This is a genomic window from Amaricoccus sp. W119, from assembly GCF_047275745.1.
Classification (GTDB): domain Bacteria; phylum Pseudomonadota; class Alphaproteobacteria; order Rhodobacterales; family Rhodobacteraceae; genus Amaricoccus.
Genome location: NZ_JBKQWU010000038.1, coordinates 19,386 through 34,841, shown reverse-complemented (window position 1 = coordinate 34,841; position 15,456 = coordinate 19,386). Strand labels below are relative to the sequence as shown.

The following is a 15,456-nucleotide window of genomic DNA, read 5'->3' as shown; positions in this document are numbered from 1 at the left end:
CATCGGGGGTAGCAGCCGCTGGCCGTCCGTGCCGACTCCTCCGCCGACGCCGCAGGCGCCGAGTATGAGGCAGGTGGCGATCGCCATCCATCGCTTGCGCGCCCGGTATCCGTCCCGCCCGACGCTCATCGCCAGAACCGTCCCCAGCGCGCCGCCAGTTCCTCCTGCCGCTCCGGCCGCGTCATGTAGTAGAGGCGGTCGCGCAGCGCGAGTTGCGCGCCACCGTCGCGCAGGATCGGGCGGAACTGGAAGTTCATCCGGTTACGCGAGGGCTTGCCGGTCATCCAGCTGAGCGGGACGCTGAGCCCGATGCCCTTGTCGAAGCTGCCCTCGCCGAAATCGTCGAAACTGACATCGGTCAGCGTGAAGAAGGCGCCGAACTCGAAGCCGTTGTTGAAATGCCGCGTGACCGCGAAGGTGGAGCCCCAGTCCTTCGCCAGATAGCGCCCGACATCCATCTGCCCGCGGAAGCCATCGCCGAAGTCGTAGTAGGTCGAGACGAAGCCGGTCACGGTGTCGTAGTCCTGGAAGCCGAAACCGCCGTCATAGTCGCGCTGGCGCACGTAGCTGAGGTCCATCCCGACCGCGACGCGCTGCCCGGGCGGCGCCCAGAGCACCTCTCCCGACACACCTCCGAACATCCGTTCGAGCAGCCCGGCGGAGGCATGGGCATAGAGAGCCTCGCCCGGACGCCAGTAGTAGTCGGCGGTGAGATGGGGCAGGAAGAAACTCGATTCCCTGGCGTAGAGCCAGGCGTCCGAGCGGACATGGGGCAGGGTCGAATTCGACGGCCGGTCGGCCTCGTCGAGATTGCCGACCACCTTCGCGCGCACCTCGCCCGTCAGGTGGAAGCCCCGCGCCGGGGACCAGTCGCCCCCGACCGCGATCCCGGCGTCGGCCCTGAGCGGATTGTCCGGGTCGAAGAAGAAGGGCGAGACATAGGGATAGATCCAGAGACCCGCCGCCGGGTCCCATTGGCCCGTCCCGGACGAGACGACCGCGTCCGAGATCCCGGCCCGGGCATAGCTCTGCCAGGAGCCGTCGAGCGCGTGTTCGAGGTCTTCGAGATCGGCCCGCGTCAGGGTGACCTCGGTGACCGGCATTCCCGCGACGTGGCTACGCAGGCGGAAGATCGAGATGCGCCGCGGCAGCCGCGCGCTCAGGATCGCCGCCGCCCGGCCATGCGCCTGCGCCGCCGCGCCCCAGCGTCCATTGCCCATGTCGATGACGGCGGTGTCGCCCTCGACCCGGATACCTTCGAGGACGAGGCCCTGCTCCGCGAAGGCGGACCCGAGCGCCGCGCGCCGGTCCGCGCCGGGAACCGGCTGCCAGGCGCTCGCGGGTTCGGCCGTTCCCGGGCCGATGGCGGGGGGGCCGGGTTCACGCCCGGAATGAGACGGCGGGTCGAACGGGTCGAGCGTGAAGCCGTAGTTCACCCCGAGCGTGGACCCGCTCAGCAGGGACACCCCGAGCGTGCCGCCGCGCCGGAACCGGTACTGCGCCCCGATGTTGAACGGCATCGCGTAGCGCAGGCCCATCGGCCGTTCCTGCGTCATCGCATCGGAGGAATATTCGAACGACAGCCGCAACGGCTCGATCGGCCGCCAGTCCGCGCCGAAGAAGATCGCCGCGTCGCCACGGAAGAAGCGGTCGAAGGCGACGCGGCCGGTGTCCTCGATCCCGGTGAAGCCGGGGCGGTGCTCGAAGGACTCGTTGATGATGCCGAGCGGGTTGTCGAAGCCGTTATGCGTGCCGAACCGCCCCCAGCCGATGCCGAGCGTCGCCGTCACATCCTCGCCGAAATGCTTCGAGGCGGCGATGTATTCCGCGCCGAAGATCCCGGTGCCGCCGAAATCCTGCAGCCCGACCGACACGGCCGGAATCCAGCCGTCGCGATCCTCCCTCGCGATCAGGTAGCGGACATCGAAGCTCCTGTCATAGAGCGAGCCGTCGGGCGGGATGTAGCGTCCGAGGTAGGAATACCGGAAAAGCCCCGTCAGCCGGGGCGTCACCTGAAAGGCGACGGCGCCGCGCTGGATGTCGATATCGACGGCGTTGGCCGAGACCGCCACGGTACCATCCGGCAAGGCAAATCCGGACGGCATGTCAACATGACCGGGTACTCCGTAGTTGGAGATACCAACAAGATCCTCCGCGGCGGATTTATCCACTGTACCTGAAAGTATCAGCGCGACGAATGGCGCGCACTGGCTCATTCGTCTCAGGACGAGACGCGAGTCATACATTGAATTATCCTGGGTCTTAGATCGTTATCTGCTCGCCGTGCGTATCACCCGGCCGCGCAATTATTTGTATGCGACTGTGTGGCGCATCCCGCATCGCACAATCCCGCGTATGGGTAGGCGCGGGTAGGCGCCGCCGAGGCGCCTCCCGAGCCATGCCAGCCATCGGAGAGCGTCCGTTCATGAAAATCGCGCACAGGAACGATCTCATCAAACCGGACGGCGGCTCGGGAACCGAGGAAATCGACGCGGCCGCCATCCTGTCGTCCCTGTGGCGCAACAGGTACTCCGTGGCGGCCGTGGTGATGCTGTGCGTTGCGATGGCTTTCGCCCATGTGAAGTTCGTCGCGGAGCCCAGGTTCAGCGCGACCTCGGTAGTGGTGCTCGAATCCCGCGAGACCGAGGTCATCGGGCTGGAGAGCGTTCTCGGGGGGCTGGGGCGGGACTCGTCGGTCGTCAAGACCGAGGTCGAGGTCCTTCGCGGCCGCACGCTGATGGGCCGCGTCGCCGACGAGCTGTCGCTCGCCGAGGACCCCGAATTCAATTCGGCGCTCCGGCCGAAGGGGCCGGTCGCGAGGGCGAAGGAGTTCGTCTTCGGCGCGAAGCCGACCCAGACGGACCCGAGGCGGCGGCGGGACAGGGTCGTGTCCGCCCTGCTCGGAAGTGTGACGATCAGCAATGTTCCGCAGAGCCTGGTCTTCCAGATCGCCGTCGAGAGCGGATCGGCGGAGAAATCCGCGAAGATCGCCGATACGATCGCCCGGCTCTACATCGACGACCAGGTGCAGGTGAAGTTCGACGCGACCCAGCGCGCGGCGGAATGGCTGTCGGGGCAGGTCGCCGATCTCAAGGCGGAGCTCGAAGACGCCGAGGAGGCGATCCGGAAGTTCCAGAGCGAGACCAGCGTCATCGATGCGACGGTGCTCTCCGCCCTCGACCGGCAGCTGAAGGACACCCGCGAGCGCCGCGCGGCGACCGAGGAGCGCGCCGCGAACCTCGCCGCGCAGCGCGAGGCTCTGGAACAGGCCACGACCGCCGATGCCGCGACCGCCGTGTTCGACGAGCCGCAGCTGAACGACCTCGCCTTCGACGCCGCGCAGGGCGGCGCGGAGGCGGCGCTGGCCTATGAGGCGCGGCTGGACTACCTCGAACGGCGGCTCGATCACGACCTGCGCCGGCTCCGCGGTCAGGCCGGGTCGCTCGCGGCGGCGGAACTCACGCTCGCCGCCGACATCGAGCGGCAGTCGCAGGAGCTCATCGAGCTCGACCAGATGGTCCGCGAAGCCGAGGCCGGCAAGCTGCTCTACGAGCATTTCCAGACCCGGATGAAGGAGGCGATCGCGCAGCAGGGCATACAGCAGGCCGACAGCAGGGTGCTGTCGCCTGCCGTCCGGCCGAGTGTCCCGTCCGCGCCGCGCGGCTCGCTGATCCTNGCGATCGCGCAGCAGGGCATACAGCAGGCCGACAGCAGGGTGCTGTCGCCTGCCGTCCGGCCGAGTGTCCCGTCCGCGCCGCGCGGCTCGCTGATCCTCGCGATGGCCACCGTTCTCGGCCTCGTTCTCGGCTGCGCCCTCGTCCTCGGGCGCGAAATCTTCGCATCCGGCATACGCACGGCGAATGATCTGGAAGCGCTCACGGGCCGCGCCGTGCTGGGTCAGGTCCCGGTCGCGCCGGAACGCGAACGCTCGAAGGTGGTCTCGTACCTCTCGCAGAATCCGACCTCGGCGATGGCGGAGGCGGTGCGCAATCTCCGGACCTCGATCCTGCTGTCGGACATCGACAAGGCGCCCCGGACCATCGCGGTGACCTCCTCCGTCCCCGGCGAGGGCAAGACCACGCTCTCGCTGGCCCTCGCGCAGAACCTGAGCATGATGGGCAAGAAGGTCCTGCTCATCGAGGGCGACATCCGCCGCAGGACGTTCAAGCGCCATCTCAAACTGTCCGGCAAGCGCGGTCTGGTCGCCGCGCTGTCCGGAGCGGCCCGGATCGAGGATGTCGCTCAGCCGGTGCCGGGCCTCGGAGATGTCATCCTCGGCGAGAAGGCTCCGACCAACGCGGCGGATCTCTTTTCCTCCGAGGCCTTCTCCCGCCTGCTCGCCGAGGCGCGGAAGAGCTACGACATCATCCTCGTCGATACGCCCCCGGTGCTCGTCGTGCCCGATGCGCGCGTGATCGCGCCCCATGTCGATGCGACGGTCTTCGTCGTGCATTGGGATCGCACGAGCACGGTCCAGGTCCAGGAAGGGCTTCGGATGCTCGACATGCCGAACATCCGCGTGGCGGGACTCGTCCTGAGCCAGATCGATCCGGGGCGAATGCGGCGCTACGGCTATGGCGATCGCTACGGCGCCTATGCCGCCTATGGCAGCAAGTATTACGTGGCGGGATAGGCGCCCGCCTCAAGGCTCCGCGATCCTGACGCGCCCGCGGGTGCCGATCGCGCACCGCCGCCCGCCCGGACCAGCAGCAGGGAAAGCCATGCTCTACTTCGCCCTCTCCTGCGCCCAGATCGCGCTCTTTCTCGACATGCTCCGCCGCCTCCCGGCCACGAGCGCGGCGGTGCTTTGCGCGGCCTATGTCATGATGACGCAGGTCTATTTCATATACCGGGCCGCGTTCTTCGACTCCTACCGGTTCCCCGTCGGAAGTTATGGATCGTTCTATTACAGGACGGAGGAAGGCGTCGTCATATACGCCTGCATATTCGGCCTGATCTACCTCTCGACTGTCGGGCTCACGGCCCGGACGGCGGTGACGCCGCGGCGGGCCTTCTCCGAGGATACGAGACTCCATGGCCTGATCGGCCCCGCGAGTCTGGTGATCCTGGCCGCCACGCTCACCCGGTTGATGACGATCGATCCGGCGATCCTCTGGTACAACAACGAATATCTGCTGATCGGCTCGCAGGCCGGGCTGTTGGTGGACAACCCGATCTTCGCCCTCCTGGCCTCGATCGTCAGCCTGATCATGCTGATCGCCGGAGTGTCCTTCGCCTGCGCCGTCCTGCTTCGGCGCTGGGTGTCGGCGGCCATTCTCGCATTCTGCCTGCTGATCCTGAGCGCGATCGCCGTGGCAGGCGCTTCACGCAACGCGGCGATCCCGGCGGCCTCGGTGTCGGTGACCCTGTTCCTGCTTGGATCGGCCAGGCACAGGATCTGGGCGGGGTTGATGGCGGTGGCATGCCTCGGCACCATCGCCGTGGCGTTGATCGGCCGCTCCACCGACGAACTCGGCATATCCGGCATACCGCGAAACGTTGCCCTGCTGTTCTCCGAAGAGGGGCGTCTTTACGTGGAGGTCATGTTCCTGAACCTGTCCCAGGGCATATTCGTCACCACGGACTCGATCTACATCGGCGGCGCGTTCCCGGACCTGTACAAATGGCTGTCCTTCTCGCCCTTTCCGTCCGCGATCGACGGGTTCGACGGGATCAGGCATTTTCAGGTCAGGCTGCATTCCTTCGTCCCGATGAGCGCGATCGGGGAGGTCTACAACTTTGGCTGGCCCTGGATGGTCTGGTTCGCGGCCGTGCTGGGGCTGTTGTTTCGCGCGAACGCGAAACTCGACTCCGCGCGATACCCGTTCATCGCCATCGTTTCTTCGCTGCTGATCTTCGTCTACTTCGTGATGGCGAACGCCTATCCGATGCGCAACGTGTTCCGGCAGTTTCTTGTCGCCTATCTGGTGGTCTGCTGGCCGGTGATCTGGCCCATGATCCGAAGGCCGCTGGCGCGGACCTGGCCCCGCGCGCGGGGGTGGCGCGCGGTTCGATGACGGACAGCGCGGCGGTTACCGGCCGGTGCCGTTGGTACTGTTGGTGCTGTTCGTACTATTCGTGCTGTTGGTGCTGTTCGGCCCCGGAGGGCATCCGCACATGCCGTGCACGGCGGCCTCGGCGACGGTGCCGATGAGGCTCGTCTTCTGGAGCGATCCGTATCCCGCGGCGGGCGCGTCGATGAAACCCTCGGCAGCCGCGACGGAGGGCGCGGAGGCGGCCAGCAGAGCGGCCGCGACAATGGAAGCGATGTTCAGCTTGGTCATGGCGATCCTACCAGTTTGCGCGATTGATGTACTGACTAGCATGGGTCCGAGTACCTATAAATAAAAACATGGCGGGAGTGACCATACGCCGCGTAAGGCGCGGTAAAGCATCCGAATACTGGCGCACGAATTCGAAGCTATGTTCATGGCAGCGCCACGCTTCAGCGCGTGAATACTCGGCGAAAGTCGCGCCAGCGGTTCGCGTAGAAGCTCCGCTCCGCCAGCCGGCCCGGGAAGCGCGCCTTGACCGAGGGGTGGCGGTGGACCACCAGCGCGCCGCCGGCGATCCAGGCGAGCAAGCGCCCCGGCGCGCGCATCCGGCGATGTTCCTGCTGCCAGAGCGCCCGCCGCGCGAGCGGTCCGGCGAGGAGCGGCCGGTCCTTGCCCTGTCCGATCCGCTCCCCGGTGACGATCTCGCAGACGCGCAGAAAGGACGCGAAGCCGGTTCCGAACCCGCGGTTGTGTGCCAGTTCGAAGGTATGATCGACGAGGCCGTCGCCGTGGCGTCGCCTGACAAGCGCCAGTTCGACGACCTCGGACAGGAGCACGCTTCCCACCAGCAGGCGATGGTGCTGCGACTGGCCGTGCACCACCAGATGCATCAGCCCGTCCACCGGCGCGGGGAGGCGGGCGCGGAACCCGCCGATGTCGCACGGCGGCGCGTTTCGATGGATCGCGTCGGTCGGGAGCAGGCGATCGTGCCAGTGCGAAACCGCCGTCCGGTGCAGTTCGACCCGGGCGAGCGTGTCCTCGCGCCAGAGCGAGGGCAGGTGGTGGAACTCCCGCGCGAGCCGCGCCTCCCGCTCCGAGAAGGCATAGCCGGCGTCGATCAGCGCCCGGGCCGCGCATCCGAGCCGATGCCGCGGCACCAGCAGGTCGAGGTCGAGCAGGAACCGCTCGGCCGGATCGGCGAAGACGCCATCGACGAGCCGTCCGGCGCCCTTGAGCAGAACCGGCTCGACCGCCCGCGCGTTCAGCAGGCGGGTCACATCGGCCAGCTGGGCAAGGAGCGCGTTGTTCCTCTCCCGGTTCGCCGCGTAGGCGACGATGAGACTGTCGCTGAGCTCGCCCGGCAGCCGGGGTCCGATCTCCGGATCGACGGCGAGCCGGCGCAGGAAGGCCGCGACCCGGTGCCGGAACGCGAGGACCGCCAGCGCCTCGCCATCGAGCTTCACCGCGCCGATCGCCCGGACCGGCTCCGGCTCGGTCCCGAGCGCGCAGCGGATCAGCAGGCAGAGCTGGGCGAAGGGCGTCATGACGCCCGCGCGGGCGCGTCCCGGAACAGGCGCCGCGTGAAGGAGACCGCGTCCTCCAGACCGGAATACCGCAGCCGCCAGGCCGGGACCTGGCCGAGCCAGCCGAGCAGGTCGGCGAGCCCGTCATCCGCGTCGGGCGGCATCATGCCGCTCGCCGCCAGAAGCGACAGCGCCTCGCTCGGGCGAAGCGGCTCGGCGCCGAACGACGCGCCTTCGCTCCAGGTCGGGAAGATCAGCGCCTTCACGGGATAGCCCCGGCCCAGGGCGGTGCGTGGTGCCGGGTAGTAGCGGATGGACCGCCCGCCGTGGTGGACCGGCGCGGTCTCGGAGAAATCGGCGAAGCGCGCCGCGAAGATCCGCCAGCCGCCCTGCTTGACCCCCATCGCGAGCGGGCAGGGCCAGACGAGCCGTGTACCCGCCTCGATCGGCGTCGCATCGTCCGCGAGCAGCCGCGCACCCGTGGCGATCAGCGCGCCCGCGAGCGTCGTCTTCCCCGAGCCCGACACGCCGGCGATGGCGATCGCCTGATCCGCCTCGATCACCGTCGCCGCGTGGAGCACACCGAGCCAGGTCCGGCCCGGATGCAGCGATTTCGCAAGTTGTCGGATCAGCACCCACCAGCCGAGGCCGAGCGCGTCCTGCGCGATCCTGCCGTCCACGACCATGGTCGCGCGGCCGTCGCGCACAACGAGATCGAGCGTCGATGCCGGCTCGCCCGCCGTCGCCAGAGGGGCGAGCATCCGGTCGAGCACCCGGGCGAGCCGCGCGTCCCAGACGCGCACGCGCAGAACGGCGCCGTTGCCCGAGAGCAGCCGGTCGAGCGCGGGCGCATGGCCCGGTGCCTGCCATCGCCGGCCCGCGAGATGCGTCGTGGGCCGGTCGGCGGCGTCGATCTCGTCCAGAAGCTCGACGACATCGCCGTCCGCGAGGGGAGAGCAGGCCTCCGCCGCCTCTCCCCTGAGCAGCCATATCCTGCCGCTCCCACCGTCCCGGAACACCAGGCCATCGTCGAAGGCGAACCGGCGCGCGGGCCGGTCCCTCGGTTCAGCGACGGTCACTCAGGGTTCCTCGGTCCCCGAACCCTCGCCGGAGGCCAGCGCCTTCCGGGGGTCGAAGAGCATGGCGACCATGGGCGTCACCGCCGCGACGGTCATCATGCGTTTCACGGCCTCACGGCGGGCGCGCAGATCGGCGAGGTCCCCGGTTTCCTTCTCGGCGGCCTGGGGCCGGTCGTCGGGATTCATGTGCTGCTCCTTACAAGAATTCGAAATTGCCGGCGCCGAGGACATCGAACAGAAGGCCGGTGACCCCGGTCAGTTCGACCTGGTTTCCGCCGCCGAGATCGATGACCGCGCTCCCGCCGGAATAGGAGATGAGGCCCTGCACCTCGCTCCAGCTGCCCGCCCCGGCCACGCCATCGAACACGATCCTGTCGGAGGCGAGGCGGAAGTCGTGGATCGTGTCCGCCCCGTCGCCCTGGCCGATGACGAAGGTGTCCGCGCCGCCGACGAGCGTCAGGAGGCCCGGGAAGTCGCCCCACATGTCATCATCGCCGCCGCCGCCCACGACGCGGTCCTGACCGGCGCCGAGGCCGAGGATGGCGAGATTGGAGGTGTCGCCGTAGATCGTGTCGTTCCCCTCGCCGCCCAGCAGGGTATCGTCGCCGAAGGTCAGCAGGTTCGCGGCGGTGAGCCCCAGACCCGAGCGATAGTCGCCGACGAGCATGTCGGCGCCCGCCCCGCCCTCGATCTCGTCGTCGCCGAAGTTCAGGGTGGCGACCAGCGAGGACAGAGCGCCGGTGTAGTCGCCGGTGATCGTGTCATTCCCGGCATCGCCGAACAGCAGGTCATCGCCCCCGGTGGCGGCGCTCAGCAGATCGCCGGCGCTGTCGCCGACGATGATGTCGTCGCCGTTCTCACCGTGAATCTGGTCGCTCACGAAATTGAGCAGCGTCACGCCGAGCTGGATCACCTGCCCCGCGGCGCCCGGATCGCCGTAGATCTGGTCGTCGCCTTCTCCGCCGAGGATCCAGTCCTCCCCGAGGCGGAGCGCGTTCGGTGCGATGCTGATCGTTCCGACCGCGGCGGCGTCGCCGTAGATCACGTCGTTGCCATCGCCGCCATCGATGTCGTCATGCCCGAAGGCGAAGAGGCTGACCGACACGTCGATGAGGCTGGAGGTCGCATAGTCGCCGTAGATCGTGTCGCCGCCATAGTCGCCGACGAGAACGTCGTCTCCGAGCGTGAAGGCGCTGACCGTGACGCCGACGAGTGAGAGGCTGCCGAAATCGCCGTGAATCGTATCGGTCCCCCCGCCGCCCTCGATCAGATCCCCGAACCCGCCGCCGAAGAGATTGATGTCGATGCTGATCAGGCCGGAATTGAGCTCGTCACCGTAGAGCTGGTCATCGCCCTCGCCCGACCACATCCAGTCGTCGCCCTCGCTCCCCACGGCCGTCACATTCGCCACGTAATCGGGAAGGCCATAGGCGGCTTGGTGGTCCGGATCGACGCTGAGGTCGAGCACGTCGCCGCCCATGCCGAGTTCGAAACTCGTGAACGTGTTCGCGAAGCGCTGCGACGTGCCGTCGAGATTGACGCGGCCGTTATAGATCAGGTCGTAGATCATCGCGTCGCGCTGATTGGCGTTGCCATCCCCGACGAGCGTATGGTCGCCGGAATCCGCGAGGATATGGCGGTTGTTCGCGATCGTACGCATTCCCGCGAGATTGACTTCGAAGATCGAACCGTTCGTGTCGGGCACCGAGCCGCGCGAGAAGGTTCCATTGGTTGCATAGAGTGTCATTCCGGACTCCTCACCCAATCCTTACCCTTGTATCGGAAATTGATCCAGATGTTTTGGAACTGGTATTTTGTCGCACGATATCAATTTCAAGTAAATGATTCTAATGGTAATAGAATATATTATTCATGTACATATGATGTGTATTCATATTTACTTCAGTGTCGCGAGGCTCTGGTCGCGCTCCTGGCCCGGTTCCGTTTGGTTCTTCAGGAAATCGGCATAGGTGTCGCGGATGCCGGCCTCGAGGGTCCGTGCCCGGTCCCAGCCCAATGCGTGGAGCCGGGAACTGTCCATGAGCTTGCGGGGCGTGCCGTCGGGCCGCTCGGCATCGAAGACGGGTTCGGCCTCGCAGCCGACGATCCTCGCGATGGTCCCGGCGAGGCCACGGATCGAGATCTCCGTACCCGACCCGACGTTGATATGATCGTAGTTCGAGTAGTGCCGCAACAGGAACACCAGCGCGTCGGCGAGGTCGTCGCAGTGGAGGAACTCCCTGAGCGGCGTGCCCGACCCCCAGACCGGAACCTCCCGCCGCCCGGAGATCTTCGCGTCGTGGAACTTGCGGAGCAGGGCGGGCAGGACGTGGCTCGACTCGAGATCGTAGTTGTCGCCGGGCCCGTAGAGGTTGGTCGGCATCGCCGAGATCCAGTCGCGGCCATGCTGCCGGCGATACGCCTGGCAGAGCTTGATCCCGGCGATCTTCGCGACCGCGTACCATTCGTTCGTCGGTTCGAGCGGCCCGGTGAGGAGCGCGTCCTCGGCGATCGGCTGCGGCGCGAGCCTCGGATAGATGCAGGACGAGCCGAGGAACAGCAGACGCCGCACATCCGCCTCATGGGCGGCCCGCATGACATTCGCCTCGATCATCAGGTTGTCGTGCAGGAAATCGACCGGGCGGGTGTCATTGGCCTGGATGCCGCCGACCCGGGCGGCGGCGATCACGATCGCGTCCGGCCGCGCCGCCGCCATCCAGCGGCGCACCGCCGCCTGATCGACCAGATCGACCACTTCGCGCCCGGCCGTCAGCACCTCGCACTCCTCGCGCGCCAGCCGCCGCGCCACCGCGCCGCCGACCATGCCGCGATGCCCCGCGACCCAGATCCGCTTTCCCGCCAGTTCGTAGCTCATCTCCGCTCCCCGCCTAGCACCCCGCCTCCGCACCCCGCCTCCGGTCACTCGACGGTGATCGGCAGGTCGAACCCGTGCCGCCTCAGCAAGGCGTGGCGCCGCGCCGCCTTGTGGTCTTCCCGCACCATTTCCCGGCACATGTCGCGCGCGCTGACCTCCGGCACCCAGCCGAGCTTGCGCCGTGCCTTCGACGGATCGCCGAGCAGCGTGTCCACCTCGGCGGGCCGGAAGTAGCGCGGATCGATGCGCACGATGACATCGCCCGGCTCGACGCCCGGCGCGAGCCCGCCCGCGACGCGGGTCACGACGCCGATCTCGTCGAGGCCCGCGCCCCGGAACTCGATGTCGATGCCGAGATCCTCGGCGGCCCAGATGATGAAATCGCGCACCGAGGCCTGCAGGCCGCTCGCGATCACGTAATCCTCGGGATGCTCCTGCTGCAGCATCATCCACTGCATCCGCACATAATCCCGGGCGTGGCCCCAGTCCCTGAGCGAGTCGATATTGCCCATGTAGAGGCAGCGCTCGAGCCCGATCGCGATATTGGAGAGGCCGCGGGTGATCTTGCGCGTCACGAAGGTCTCGCCGCGGCGGGGGCTCTCGTGGTTGAAGAGAATGCCGTTGCAGGCATACATCCCGTAGGATTCCCGGTAGTTCACCGTGATCCAGTAGGCGTAGAGCTTGGCGACCGCGTAGGGGCTGCGCGGATAGAAGGGCGTCGTCTCGCGCTGCGGCAGTTCCTGGACCAGACCGAAGAGTTCGGAGGTCGAAGCCTGATAGAAGCGCGTCGTCTTCTCGAAGCCGAGGAACCGGATCGCCTCCAGGAGACGCAACGTGCCGATCGCATCGACATCGGCGGTGTATTCCGGCGCCTCGAAACTGACCGCGACATGCGACTGCGCGCCGAGATTGTAGATCTCGTCGGGCTCGATCGTTTCGATCAGCCGGGTGAGATTGAGCGTGTCGGAGAGGTCGCCATAGTGAAGCTGCAACCTCGCGTCATCGAGGTGCGGGTCGAGATAGAGATGATCGATCCTCTGGGTGTTGAAGCTCGATGCGCGGCGCTTGATGCCGTGAACGGAATAGCCCTTCTCGAGAAGAAGCTCGGCGAGATACGAACCGTCCTGCCCCGTTATGCCTGTTATGATAGCTTTCTTCATGCCAGTCCCATCATGTATTTTCCAGGCTCCGGGTGTTCCCGACGCGCGCGGTCTTCGGGGGGCGCTTGCTCCGTTACGCCTCCTCAGCGTGTGGGCTGCGCGGCGGGGGCGCAGAGTTCGTGGATGGCGTCGCGGAAACCCGCGAGGATGCAGCTCGAATCCCACTGGTCCAGCGCCCGCTCCCGCGCGGCGCGGCCCCATCTCTCGCGCTGTTTCGGATTGTCGAGCAGGCGCTCCAGGGTTTCGACCAGCCTGTCGGCGTTCCCGGGCGGCACGGTCTCGCCGCAGCCCCGCAGCGCGCGTGCGAGCGTGGTATCCGGATCGGCGGTCGCGATGACGGGCCGCCCGGAAGCGAGCATGTTGGTGAGCTTGGACGGCAGGACGAGATCCGCGACGCCGGCGATCTGGGGCAGAAGGTGAACGGAGGCCATGCCCAGCAGATCCCCGAGCTCCTCCATCGGCCGCAGGGGGAAGAAGCGGATGTTGCGCAGGCCCTCGGACATGCGCCGAAGCTCCGGCAGGAAGGGGCCATCGCCGCAGATGACGAAGGTCAGATCGTCGCGGTGCGCGAGACGCCGCGCCGCCTCCGGGACGATCTCGAGCCCCTGCTTGTTGCCGATGGTGCCGGAATAGAGCGCGACATTGGGGGTGGTGATCCCGAGCTTGGCCCGCATCGGGGAAACGCCGTCGAGCGGGACGACCGCCTTGAGATCGGCCCAGTTCCGCAGTTCGACGATGCGCTCTGGCGGCAGGCCCTTCGCCTCGAGCCGTCGGACCATCGCCTCGGAGATCGAGCTCACCCGGTCGAAACGCTTGTGAATCCAGTTCTCGAACGCGACGGCGCCCGAGCCGAGGAAGCTCGTTTCACTGAGGAGGCCGGTCGCGAAGGCGGCCTCCACCTCGAAATCCTGGACGTGAAGCCAGCTTTTCGCACCTGACAACCGCGCCGCCATCAGGCCCATCGGGGCGGAGACCAGCCCCGGCGCGACGACGAAGACGACATCGGGCCGCCAGCGCAGCGCGGTCCAGAGCATGATCGGCAAAGCCGCAAACGCGAAGCTCGCATGGTGGAGGATGCGCCGCGCCCCGGTGGGGCTGCGCGGCACGTAATGCGGGCAGCGGATGACGGTTACCGCGCTGCGAAGCTTCTCGCGCGCCCATGCGAACCGCGGATGACCATCAAAGATTTTCCAGACCGGAAAGTAGGGCTGCCCAGAAACCACAAGTACCTCGTCACCATCTCGCGACAGAGATTCCGAAAGACTCGTAGTGTACTGGCCTACTCCGACCATCTCCGGAAAGAAATTTATTCCGAAAATAAGTATTCTCACTATCGGTCCTCTTCGAGAGAGAAGGGAGACATCCGTCCCGTCGAGAGCATAAGCGCCAGATTTTCGATGCCGCGCCATGCGACGATCTTCCGCATCCGGGTTCCCGGCGCGGTCGGTGCGGGCCACCCTGCCCTGGCATTCGCGAACGTTCCCGCTTCGCTTTGAGCGGTCGCGGAATCCAGAGCGCCGCCGTTGGCCCTGGACTTCGGGGTATCACAACGTAAGAGTGAATCACGGGAACTTGAACTCTCGTCCAGCCTCGCGTGCCGGACCGGGCGGAACACGCATTCTCGGCGATGGCGGCGCGGCGCGCGCCCGCTTGCTTCCAAGGGTCCGGAGTCGTTTCGGAGCGCGTCACACGCCCCGGCGGGTGCGTCGGGCGGCCCTGGCTCACCGGGCCGAAAGCGGTGCGACGGCCGGGCGGTCGCGGGGGATGATTCGCCGGAGACGCGTCGCCGGGGTGTCTCGCCAACCGCCGGGCGGACGGCTTCAGAGCGGCACGACGGCGAAAGTCATCCGTTCCGGGGGCGGGGCGGCGGGGTCGATGAGCGCGTAGCTCAGCATGCCCGTCGCATAGGCGCAGGTATCGAGCGCGAGCCGGCCGCCGCTCATATGCGCGCGCTCGACGACGACATGTCCATGCGCGACCCAGAGCCCGTCAGTCCGAAGCGCGCCCTCGAAGAAGGCGGGATGGCCCCAGACCAGCGTGTCCGGCTCCTGCGCCTCGGGTGGCAGCGCGGGATCGAGCCCGGCATGGACCGCCACCAGATCGCCGCTTCGCCAGAGCCGGGGCAGGGCGCGGAGCCAGGCTTCCGTCTCGGGACCGAGCCGTGCGCGGAACGTGTCCCGCGCCGCGTCGCGCGCGAGGCGATCGGCGGGGATGCCGCGCAGGCCGAAGCTTTCGAGCGTGTCGAGCCCGCCATGCGCGAGCCACCGCCGCCCGGTGCCATTCGGATCGTCGAGGAATTCGAGCAGCATCTCCTCGTGATTGCCGCGCAGGCAGACCGCGCCTTCGGCGCATTCCGCGCGCAGGAGCCGGATGGTCTCCGCGCTCCCGTTCCCCCGGTCGATCGCGTCGCCGAGCACGATCAGCCGGTGTCTCGGGAAATGCCGTCGCCTGAGGGTCAGGAACCGCGTCAGGAGGTCGGCACGCCCGTGCAGGTCGCCCAGCAGGCAGACCGGTTCCTCAGGCTCGGGAAGCCGCGCGGGAAGCTCGGCTTCCACCGCCGGCCGGGCAGACGGGGGCCGAAAGAGATCGCGAAGGAGTTGAAGCGCGCTCATGGGACCGTTCGGAGCGGGGTTTCAGGATATTCCCGCCATGAATGGCACTATTTACCGGCACCCGCGCCGGGAGACAATTGGCGGGTGCGCGATGGTGTTCGGATCAATGGCCGGATGGGTGCGACATGAGGTCCGTTATACGTGGTCCGCGATGCGGAATAGAGGGCGATTACCTGTCAGCCTCCAGGGAAGCCGTCCAGATCAACCCGAA

12 protein-coding genes are annotated in these 15,456 nt (G+C 67.3%); 2 read left to right on the top strand and 10 right to left on the bottom strand.

Features of this window, described 5'->3' with window-relative positions; translation table 11 throughout:
- Nucleotides 1-125: 125 nt before the first annotated feature.
- A complete protein-coding gene (locus tag ACLJK8_RS16115; protein WP_413151370.1) occupies nt 126-2,216 on the bottom strand; it encodes a YjbH domain-containing protein in 2,091 nt (696 codons plus the stop codon).
- A 209-nt stretch (nt 2,217-2,425) separates the two neighbouring features.
- Here ACLJK8_RS16115 and ACLJK8_RS16110 point away from each other — a divergent pair, with 209 nt between their 5' ends.
- Nucleotides 2,426-4,633 carry a GumC family protein gene (locus tag ACLJK8_RS16110; protein WP_413151369.1) on the top strand — a complete coding sequence of 736 codons (2,208 nt, stop codon included), beginning with the start codon at nt 2,426-2,428 and terminating at the stop codon, nt 4,631-4,633.
- A gap of 88 nt (nt 4,634-4,721) precedes the next feature.
- On the top strand, nt 4,722-6,017 hold the full coding sequence (locus tag ACLJK8_RS16105; RefSeq protein ID WP_413151368.1) for a hypothetical protein: 1,296 nt from the start codon (nt 4,722-4,724) through the stop codon (nt 6,015-6,017).
- Between the two features lie 15 nt (nt 6,018-6,032).
- Here the strand turns inward: ACLJK8_RS16105 and ACLJK8_RS16100 are convergent, their stop codons facing one another.
- The 9 genes from ACLJK8_RS16100 to ACLJK8_RS16060 all read right to left on the bottom strand — a co-directional run bounded on the left by ACLJK8_RS16100 (nt 6,033) and on the right by ACLJK8_RS16060 (nt 15,245).
- Nucleotides 6,033-6,284: a hypothetical protein gene (locus ACLJK8_RS16100; protein ID WP_413151367.1), complete on the bottom strand. Its 252-nt coding sequence runs from the start codon at nt 6,282-6,284 to the stop codon at nt 6,033-6,035.
- Nucleotides 6,285-6,445: 161 nt separating this feature from the next.
- Complete coding sequence (locus ACLJK8_RS16095; protein WP_413151366.1) at nt 6,446-7,540, bottom strand: nucleotidyltransferase family protein; 1,095 nt, start codon at nt 7,538-7,540, stop codon at nt 6,446-6,448.
- Entirely contained in the window at nt 7,537-8,598 is a 1,062-nt protein-coding gene (locus ACLJK8_RS16090) for a hypothetical protein (RefSeq protein WP_413151365.1), read from the bottom strand. Before ACLJK8_RS16090 ends, ACLJK8_RS16095 begins: the two co-directional genes overlap by 4 nt.
- Complete coding sequence (locus ACLJK8_RS16085) at nt 8,599-8,784, bottom strand: hypothetical protein (RefSeq protein ID WP_413151364.1); 186 nt, start codon at nt 8,782-8,784, stop codon at nt 8,599-8,601.
- Nucleotides 8,785-8,794: 10 nt separating this feature from the next.
- Complete coding sequence (locus ACLJK8_RS16080) at nt 8,795-10,345, bottom strand: calcium-binding protein (protein ID WP_413151363.1); 1,551 nt, start codon at nt 10,343-10,345, stop codon at nt 8,795-8,797.
- Nucleotides 10,346-10,495: 150 nt separating this feature from the next.
- Entirely contained in the window at nt 10,496-11,473 is a 978-nt protein-coding gene (gene fcl, locus ACLJK8_RS16075) for a GDP-L-fucose synthase (protein WP_413151362.1), read from the bottom strand.
- A 44-nt stretch (nt 11,474-11,517) separates the two neighbouring features.
- Entirely contained in the window at nt 11,518-12,633 is a 1,116-nt protein-coding gene (gene gmd / locus ACLJK8_RS16070) for a GDP-mannose 4,6-dehydratase (RefSeq protein WP_413151361.1), read from the bottom strand.
- Between the two features lie 83 nt (nt 12,634-12,716).
- The gene (locus ACLJK8_RS16065; protein ID WP_413151360.1) at nt 12,717-14,042 is read right to left on the bottom strand and encodes a WcaI family glycosyltransferase; all 1,326 of its coding nucleotides are present in this window, start codon (nt 14,040-14,042) and stop codon (nt 12,717-12,719) included.
- A 411-nt stretch (nt 14,043-14,453) separates the two neighbouring features.
- On the bottom strand, nt 14,454-15,245 hold the full coding sequence (locus ACLJK8_RS16060) for a metallophosphoesterase (RefSeq protein WP_413151359.1): 792 nt from the start codon (nt 15,243-15,245) through the stop codon (nt 14,454-14,456).
- Nucleotides 15,246-15,456: the final 211 nt, after the last annotated feature.